The organism is Pseudomonas sp. H26/SER47-MNA-CIBAN-0231 (assembly GCF_040310465.1).
GTDB classification, from domain to species: Bacteria; Pseudomonadota; Gammaproteobacteria; order Pseudomonadales; family Pseudomonadaceae; genus Aquipseudomonas; species Aquipseudomonas atacamensis.
The window spans coordinates 1-268 of the sequence record NZ_JBEOPW010000093.1; the positions used below are offsets into that span (position 1 = coordinate 1).

General features: G+C 58.6%; 1 pseudogene. It reads left to right on the forward strand.

The annotated features are described in order from the left end of the window. Window positions 1-52: 52 nt before the first annotated feature. Window positions 53-268: pseudogene (locus AAEZ10_RS27410) on the forward strand (ATP-binding protein); the annotation flags it as partial.

The window sequence follows — 268 nt, forward strand, 5'->3', positions numbered from 1 at the left end:
GTGTGGGGCAAGGGCTACCTGTTCAGCCGCTCCGAGTGGGAATGCTGAAGCCATGTTCAGAATCCTGTTCCGCCTGTACCTGGTCACGATCGTCTCCTACAGCGCGGCGATTTACCTGGTACCGGACCTGGTGATCAAGCTGTTTCACGAGCGCTTTGTCAGCTACAACCTCGACTATTCCCGCGGCCTGCAAAGCCTGATCGTCAAGCAGTTTCATGGCGTGCCGCAGGAGCAGTGGCCTGGCCTGGCCGAACAGATGGACAAGGAG